Below are 7,518 nucleotides of genomic sequence, written 5' to 3' on the forward strand. Positions count from 1 at the left end.
GTCAGTTCAAAAAAACTTCGCGTTTCTTACCCTGATTCCGTGACAGAAGGAAAACAACAGATTTTCAATGGGTTAGGAGAGAGTCTGCCGGCCGGGCGCTTGTGGATAACTTTCTGCCCCTGCAGAAAACCGCCCTGCCATGACACCGCCCCGATTGTTTCTCAACGTCGAAAAATCGTTTGGTTCCGCCTGGCCGAAAGAAAATCTCGGCTTACGGCGGCTATTCGCTGTCTGACTGGGGCTATAATTCAAATCTGGGTTCGTGTTTTTCCAGGTGCACGGCTTGGCAAACTACGGCACGTTTCGCTGAGTTAACGCCGTTAAGACGCTTTGCGGGGCTTGGGGGGCCGCTGCGCGTGTTTCAAAGTCGAAAGAAGGCTTTTCCCACGCGAGGCGCCGTTTTTTCGGTCGAGGAGGAAGTGCGCGTGTTCCGTACCAATGGGTACGGAGGACGCGGCGGCAGCTTTTTCCAGGAACTTTACGAAGCCGAAAATGTCTCCGAGCCTCGGGCAGGCGGGCGCTTCCGTTGGATCTTGAGCACCTGTTTGGCCGCAACCATCGGTGCGGTTGCCATTCTCATCGTGGTCTACGGGTCTTCCGACAATGACCATTTGAATGATGGCCTGTTGCCGGCCCTGAAGAGCATTGGCGAAGGAGCTCTTGTGCCGCAGGTCGCGCTGACGCCCAAGAATGCGGACGGCCTCAAATGGATGATGCCCAAATCCGATCGCCTGCAGCTCACGACCGGTGCGCTCTCGACGCGCTACATCATCCACGAATCCTCAAAAAGCCGTCGCGATAGCCGCGAGTATGTTCGCCAGAAGCCATACGCGCGCATCGTCGCTCGGCTCGCACCCGTACCCGTCGACAAGAAGGACGATATTCCGGCCTTCAATCCCTTCAAGCTGTACGGCAGCGGGCAGCCTTCCGAGCCGGGTGACAGTGACGATAACGCCGGCAGCGGCCTCTCTCGCACCGATGTCTCGACAAAGGTTGTCGAGCTGCTCGGCGGGATTCTTCCCGAAGAAGATGGCCAGGAACTCGATACTCAGGAAGTGCAAGACATCGTCGAACGCAGCGGCGATACCAACGCGACGGCGTATGTCGGAGATGGTTCTGGCGCTCCACTCGACGGCGTTGCGTCGGCGGGCATTGCGACGCCTGGCTCAGCTGACGCCGCTTGGCAGCCGAAGTCGGCTTCTACGGAACACCTGAACACGACGGACATCTTCAAAAGCACCGAAGTGCCCGATGAGCCCTCGGATGATTTCGAAGGCGGCAAGGTCATCGTCGTCACCGTTGGACCTCAGGATACGCTCGCAAAGATCCTGGCAAAAGCCGGCGCGCCCGAATGGGACGTGCACAGCATGATCGAAGCAGGCCACAGCATTTTTCCGGAGAACGCCCTCGTCGCGGGACAGGAAGTTCGCATCACGCTCGTTCCGTCGCTATCTGATCCCAACAAGATGGAACCGGCGCGCTACTCGATATTCTCTGATGGCCACGATCACCTTGTCACCGTGAGCCGCAGCTCCGCCGGCGAATTTGTCGGCTCTTCCACCCCGCCATTCGATGAGGAATTGCAGCACGTCGCCAACGACGACGATCCTCAAAACGCCACGCTCTATTCTGCGGTCTACTACGCTGGCTTGGCGCAGAAGCTATCGACCGACACGATTCAAAAGATCCTCAGCATCAACGCCTACGATACGGATTTCCGGCGCCGCGTGAGAGCGGGCGATACGCTCGAGATGTTCTTCGACATGAAGGATGATCAATCGACGGACGGCCCTCCCGGAGAGCTACTCTACACGGCGATCTCGAGTGGTGGCGCAGTCTATAAATTCTATCGCTTCCGCTCAGCTGACGGCGTCGTCGACTACTACGACGAAGATGGAAACAACTCGAAGAAGTTCCTCGTTCGCAAGCCCGTGCGCGGCGATGATGTGCGCCTCACCTCAGGCTTTGGCGTCCGCTTCCATCCGCTTCTCAATACGCGAAAGATGCACACCGGCGTCGACTGGGCCTGCGCCAGCGGCACGCCGATCATCGCGGCTGGCAACGGTACGATCGAGGAAGTTGGCCATAAGGGCTACTACGGCAACTACATCCGTATTCGCCACGCAAACGGGTATCAGACCGCTTATGGCCACATGAGCCGGTTTGCGAAGGTTCAGGCGGGCATGAAGGTTCGTCAGGGCCAGATCATCGGTTACGTCGGATCAACCGGCCTGTCGTCGGGTCCGCACGTGCACTTCGAAGTGCTGGTCAACAACCGCTTCGTCGATCCGATGTCGATCCAGGTGCCGCGTGAGCGCAAGCTCGATGGCAAGGACCTCGCCGAATTCCAAAAAGAACGCGCCCGCATCGAAGAGCTCATGCGACGCGCGCCCGTCATGACGGCGAACAAGTAAGCGCGCTATCGCTCAGCGGTCGGGCCCCTGGCATTCTACCGCATCGCCAATTCCAAGTTTTGACAATCATGTTTGGCTGCGGGTCTTGCGCTCGGCACTGCTGACATCGACGGAAAGGACTATCACTATGACCGACACGGTAACCACCAAGGACGGCGTTCGCATCTATTTCAAGGACTGGGGTCCAAGAGATGCGCAACCGATCGTCTTTCATCACGGTTGGCCGCTGTCAGCGGACGACTGGGATGCCCAGATGCTGTTCTTCCTCTCCAAAGGCTACCGCGTCGTTGCTCACGATCGGCGAGGGCATGGCCGCTCGTCGCAAGTGAGTGATGGTCACGACATGGACCACTATGCGGCTGATGCCTCCGCTGTTGCAGAGCATCTCGACCTGCGCAACGCCGTCCACATCGGGCACTCGACAGGCGGCGGCGAAGTCGCACGCTATGTCGCCAAGTACGGCGAACCGCAGGGCCGTGTCGCCAAAGCCGTGCTCGTCAGCGCTGTCCCTCCCCTGATGGTCAAGACGGAGAGCAACCCCGGCGGCACGCCGATCGAAGTCTTCGATAGCTTCCGCGCCGCTCTCGCCGCCAATCGTGCGCAGTTCTTCCGCGACGTCGCCGCCGGTCCCTTCTACGGCTTCAATCGCGAGGGCGCGAAAGTCTCGCAGGCGGTCATCGATAACTGGTGGCGGCAGGGCATGATGGGCAGTGCGAAGGCGCACTACGAGGGCATCAAGGCGTTCTCCGAAACCGATCAGACAGAGGACCTCAAAGCGATCAGCGTGCCGACCCTCGTCCTCCAGGGCGACGACGATCAGGTTGTCCCCTACGCCGACGCGAGCCTGCTGCAAGCCAAGCTCCTCAGGAACAGCCAGCTCAAGGTCTACCCCGGCTTTCCGCACGGCATGCTGACCACTCATGCGGATGTCATAAATCCCGATCTGCTGGCGTTCGTGCAGAGCTGACCTCGCAAAACGACTTAGGCCCGCGTCGACATGCGATGCAGGCCTCCTCCAAATGCGTTGCTTTCCACGCCATCGAGAACAACAGATTTGAGCCGCAGGATCGCGCTAGAAGTGCGAATCGCGGAGATTCCAATTCAACGTCCGCGGGGGGACGCAATCATAGGGGGAGATCTATGAAAGCCATCGCAGGATGTCTTGTTGTCACCGCTGGTCTTTTTGTGGCGCCAGCGGCTGCCGGCGCGGGCGAGCGCGTGACCGATGCCGCGCTCGGCGGATTAGCCGGCGCCGTCGTGTTTGGTCCGGTCGGATTGGTTGCCGGCGGCGTAATTGGCTACACTGCAGGTCCGAACATTGCCTGCAAGATCGGCGCGAAGCGTTGCTATCGACATCGCGCCCGTTACGACCGGCGCCGATAGCCTACAAATACTCGAGTTGTGTAGGCCGGGCAGCCTATTGGCCGCTCGGCTTTTTCGTATCGCCCTTTAGGAACGCGATGATCTTTGCGCGCTCGTTCTTGTCGGGCAGCCCCGGGAAGACGGCACCCATGTTGTTTCCGGGAATGAACGAGTTGGGGTTCGTGATCCACTGATCGAGATTGGACTCTGTCCACGTGATGCCCGACGCTTTCAGCGATTCGGAATACTCGTATTCCGGCACCGAACCGGCTTTCCTGCCGACGACGCCATAGAGCGTCGGGCCGGTGCGGTTATCGCCCTTGTCGAAGGCATGGCATTCGCGGCAATGGTTGTTGAATGCCATTTCATTGTCGGCGCTCGAAGGAGCCTGCGCATAGCTGCCTGCTGTCGCAAACACCAAGCCGCAGCACGCCGCGAGACCTGCCATCAGAAGCGCATTTTGTTTCGTAGTCGAAATGGAACGTTCTTTCATGAATGGAATCACCTCTGGAGATCTCGAATGGATATCAAACGAAGCGGGGACCGCCCGTCAAGCCAAGGTTCGCGCGACTACTTCACCGGTTCGGTGCGGATCGAACCGCTCTTCCAAGCGCCCCCTCCTGCGCGCGTCGTTGGAGCGAGCGTCACGTTCGATCCAGGAGCGCGAACCGCTTGGCACACCCATCCGCTCGGCCAGACGCTCGTCGTGATATCGGGAGTAGGATTGGCGCAACGCGAAGGCGGACCGGTTGAGACAATCTACGCCGGAGACGTAATCTGGTTCCCGCCCGGCGAAAAGCATTGGCATGGCGCGACGGCGGCCGCCCCGATGACTCACATCGCCATTCAGGAAGCACTCGACGGGAAGACGGTCGACTGGCTTGAGCCCGTGAGCGACGCGCAATATCGGAAATCGTGAAGACCTGGTCGAATAGTTGGCGGCGTTACCGGCAACCGCAGCATCCGCACACATCTCGAGATGCATTTACATGGATTGAGGGTGTCTGCGCATCGCCACCGACACTTGATTTGAGGCAAACAGTTTGCACGCACTTAAAATTAACGATGGGAGAAATCCGATATCAGCCGTAGATTCGAGGCACTCTAGAATGGCGGTGAGCTTCGGCATCAAATAACTCAGGTGGAGACCGGCAGATGTTGCAACGATCGCTTTTGTATCCCATCGCGGCTTGGGCGCTCGCGACAGCCTGCTTGGCAGAGGAACCGAGTGCGCCGCTGAAAGTGGCGGACAACGCCAAGACTGCAGCGACTTCGAATGAGGCGCTCGCTACCTTCCAAAGACTCTCCGCCTACCTGCAGAGCAATCCGCTCGACTTCGAGACGACATTCAACGCGACGTCCGACGGCAATGAACTTTATCGTGGCACCGGCCACTTCCTGCTTCGCCGTCCGAACCAGTTGCGCGCCGACCTGACGCTCGGCCAGAACACGTACGTGGTCGTCTCCGACGGCACGGTCATGACGATCGCCAACCCGCAGCAGAAGCAATATTCGCAGACGAATGCGCCAGCGACGATTTCGGCAGCATTCGGCTTCTTCACCGGTGAGATCGGCATCGATTCTCAAGTTCTGAACTTCTTGGGCGTGGTCGACGCCGTCGTCTCGGGCTCCGATGGCGTGAAGGCCACGGTGTCGGGTACGGAGAACATCGGCGGCCGGCAGTGCGAGAAGTTCACCGTTACCGGTTCAATGGGCGACGACACCTGGATCGCGTGGCTTGAGAAGAAGGACACGCCGCTCCTGTGCAAGCTGGTTTATCGCAGCGTTGACGGCCCGGCGCAGACCAACGATTTCCGCTGGAACGCTTCGCCGACTTTCACGGCGACCACATTCGTCTACACGCCGCCGGAAGGCGCCAATAAGGTCGACATCGGCACGCTCGACCTCGCAGCGCCTGAGTAACTGCGAAAAGCCATTAGCCTCTTTTGATGACCTCTCCTGGGGCGAAGCGGTGCAAATTTGCCCCTTCGCCCCATACGCATGCTCCGCGAAATCGCAAATCCAATCGTAAACGGAGTTTAGATTTCGGCGATCGCTCGCCCTGCCCTATACCTCGAGAGCAAATAATTCTGCCGGGGCCAACCGCGCTGAAGAATGCTCTACTCAATTCAGTACTTACGCGCTGTAGCCGCGATCTTTATCATCTTGTTTCATCTCTCCGGTCACCGCGACGGCGCGGGCGCTCCAGTCTTCTCGTTTTCGGTCGGTCCTGCCGGCGTCGACATCTTCTTCGTCATAAGCGGTTTCGTGATGTGGGTGACGACAGCTCGATCGTCGCCTTCGCCTCCCGAGTTCGCTCGTAGAAGGGTCGTTCGGATCGCACCTTTATACTGGCTGGTTACGATAACGATGTTCGTGATGCCCAGCATCTCGGGCACGATCGCCGGAGCGACAATTCCGCAAGTCGACCATCTGATCGCTTCACTCCTCTTCTTGCCCTATCCTTATCCGGCCAACACGTCTCAGATTTTTCCCGTCTACGTGCCCGGCTGGACCATCAACTACGAGATGTTCTTCTACGCATTGTTCGCCGTCGCGCTTTTAATCAAGCAACCCGCTTTTCGGCTCATCGGACTGATCGCTCCGCTCGTCGCACTGGTGATTTTCGGACATGCAACAGGCGCAACGGGGATTATCGGCTGGTATACCGAACCGATGATTTTGGAGTTCGCCGCCGGTGCACTAATCGGGGCCTGGTTTATCAGTGAACGCAAACCACTTTCCGCGCCCGCGGCCCTCCTTCTCTTTGTCGGCGGATGGCTGTGTCTATTTCTGTTCGCGGGATCGGGGCCTCATGGATTATCCGCCGGCGGTTCGGCGGCGCTCATTATCATCGGAGCCGTTTCTCTCGAGAGGGCTGGCTTCGTTCCTTGTTCGGTGCCGCTGAAGTTCTTGGGCGATGCATCATACGCGATGTATCTCACGCATCTCTTTTCGCTCGGCATCTTCGCAGTAGCATGGTCGCGCTTTGGACCCGGGCCGACGCCGTTCGATAACCACGCGTTCGCCTATGTCGTCTTGGCGCTCATTGCCAGCATCGGGTTCGCTGCGCTCGTGCACGTCTGGATCGAGAAGCCCCTGAGCGGATTGGCTAATCGCCTGACGCTTCGCCTTTCGCGGCAAAAATTGCCCAGCGTTCAGAATAGTCCGCATGCGGAAGAGACTAGAAAAACGCTCTGAATTAACGCAAATTTGATAATTCGCGACTGTCCGACCGTCACGATGACGTAGGATACCCGCCTGCAAATGTAGAGTGGATCTGAACGCCAGCAAAAGTATTCGCCCATGGCGTGGGACGAAACAGTTCAAGGGCTCTTTCACTCCGAACCAGTTGCTTCGGTTCCGAGAAGCTTGCCGGCTTCGAACTCTCTTCTCAAGCGACGGCATGACATCGACGCGCTGCGCGTCATCGCTCTCGGCTTATTGATTATCTATCATACGCTGCTTGTCTTCGAGCCGATCGGCTGGCGCGTCACGAGCGATCACGCCGGCCGTTGGGCAATCCTGCTCGCCGAGACGATGACGCCCTGGCGTTTGGAAGTGATCTTCGCGATCGGCGGCATCGCTGCAGCTTTTTTGCTCAGCTCCAGAAGCGTTTCGAGTTTTCTCAGCACCCGCTCTCAGCGCCTTCTCATACCCTTCGTCTTCGGCGTGATCGTACTCGTGCCGCCGCAGATCTACGTCCATCTTCTCCACAACGGAGAAGTGACCAGCAGGTACA

The 7,518-nt window shown here is 58.6% G+C and carries 8 protein-coding genes; 7 read left to right on the forward strand and 1 reads right to left on the reverse strand.

Annotated elements, in window-relative coordinates; translation table 11 throughout:
* Positions 1–425 precede the first annotated feature (425 nt).
* The 3 genes from EKK30_RS02195 to EKK30_RS02205 all read left to right on the forward strand — a co-directional run bounded on the left by EKK30_RS02195 (position 426) and on the right by EKK30_RS02205 (position 3,797).
* Entirely contained in the window at positions 426–2,414 is a 1,989-nt protein-coding gene (locus EKK30_RS02195) for a peptidoglycan DD-metalloendopeptidase family protein (protein ID WP_290979604.1), read from the forward strand.
* A 127-nt stretch (positions 2,415–2,541) separates the two neighbouring features.
* Positions 2,542–3,381 carry an alpha/beta hydrolase gene (locus EKK30_RS02200; protein ID WP_290979607.1) on the forward strand — a complete coding sequence of 280 codons (840 nt, stop codon included), beginning with the start codon at positions 2,542–2,544 and terminating at the stop codon, positions 3,379–3,381.
* A 173-nt stretch (positions 3,382–3,554) separates the two neighbouring features.
* A complete protein-coding gene (locus EKK30_RS02205; RefSeq protein ID WP_290979610.1) occupies positions 3,555–3,797 on the forward strand; it encodes a hypothetical protein in 243 nt (80 codons plus the stop codon).
* Positions 3,798–3,831: 34 nt separating this feature from the next.
* On the opposite strand, the gene EKK30_RS02210 is transcribed toward EKK30_RS02205, so the two are convergent.
* The gene (locus tag EKK30_RS02210) at positions 3,832–4,269 is read right to left on the reverse strand and encodes a c-type cytochrome (RefSeq protein ID WP_290979613.1); all 438 of its coding nucleotides are present in this window, start codon (positions 4,267–4,269) and stop codon (positions 3,832–3,834) included.
* A gap of 27 nt (positions 4,270–4,296) precedes the next feature.
* On the opposite strand from EKK30_RS02210, the gene EKK30_RS02215 reads away from it, so the two are divergent.
* The 4 genes from EKK30_RS02215 to EKK30_RS02230 all read left to right on the forward strand — a co-directional run.
* Positions 4,297–4,695: a cupin domain-containing protein gene (locus EKK30_RS02215; protein WP_290979616.1), complete on the forward strand. Its 399-nt coding sequence runs from the start codon at positions 4,297–4,299 to the stop codon at positions 4,693–4,695.
* Between the two features lie 236 nt (positions 4,696–4,931).
* Positions 4,932–5,699 carry a DUF2092 domain-containing protein gene (locus EKK30_RS02220; protein WP_290979620.1) on the forward strand — a complete coding sequence of 256 codons (768 nt, stop codon included), beginning with the start codon at positions 4,932–4,934 and terminating at the stop codon, positions 5,697–5,699.
* Between the two features lie 192 nt (positions 5,700–5,891).
* A complete protein-coding gene (locus EKK30_RS02225) occupies positions 5,892–6,977 on the forward strand; it encodes an acyltransferase (protein ID WP_290979623.1) in 1,086 nt (361 codons plus the stop codon).
* A 105-nt stretch (positions 6,978–7,082) separates the two neighbouring features.
* The coding region (locus EKK30_RS02230; RefSeq protein ID WP_290979625.1) for an acyltransferase family protein at positions 7,083–7,518 on the forward strand (436 nt) is incomplete at its 3' end.

The organism is Hyphomicrobium sp. (genome assembly GCF_003987855.1).
GTDB lineage: Bacteria > Pseudomonadota > Alphaproteobacteria > Rhizobiales > Hyphomicrobiaceae > Hyphomicrobium_B.

Bases quoted from the DNA above. Each gene is read 5' to 3' on its own strand.
- EKK30_RS02225 (WP_290979623.1), top strand. From the start codon at position 5,892: ATGCTCTACTCAATTCAGTACTTACGCGCTGTAGCCGCGATCTTTATC.
- EKK30_RS02200 (WP_290979607.1), top strand. From the start codon at position 2,542: ATGACCGACACGGTAACCACCAAGGACGGCGTTCGCATCTATTTCAAG.
- EKK30_RS02205 (WP_290979610.1), top strand. From the start codon at position 3,555: ATGAAAGCCATCGCAGGATGTCTTGTTGTCACCGCTGGTCTTTTTGTG.
- EKK30_RS02210 (WP_290979613.1), bottom strand. From the start codon at position 4,269: ATGAAAGAACGTTCCATTTCGACTACGAAACAAAATGCGCTTCTGATG.
- EKK30_RS02215 (WP_290979616.1), top strand. From the start codon at position 4,297: ATGGATATCAAACGAAGCGGGGACCGCCCGTCAAGCCAAGGTTCGCGC.
- EKK30_RS02220 (WP_290979620.1), top strand. From the start codon at position 4,932: ATGTTGCAACGATCGCTTTTGTATCCCATCGCGGCTTGGGCGCTCGCG.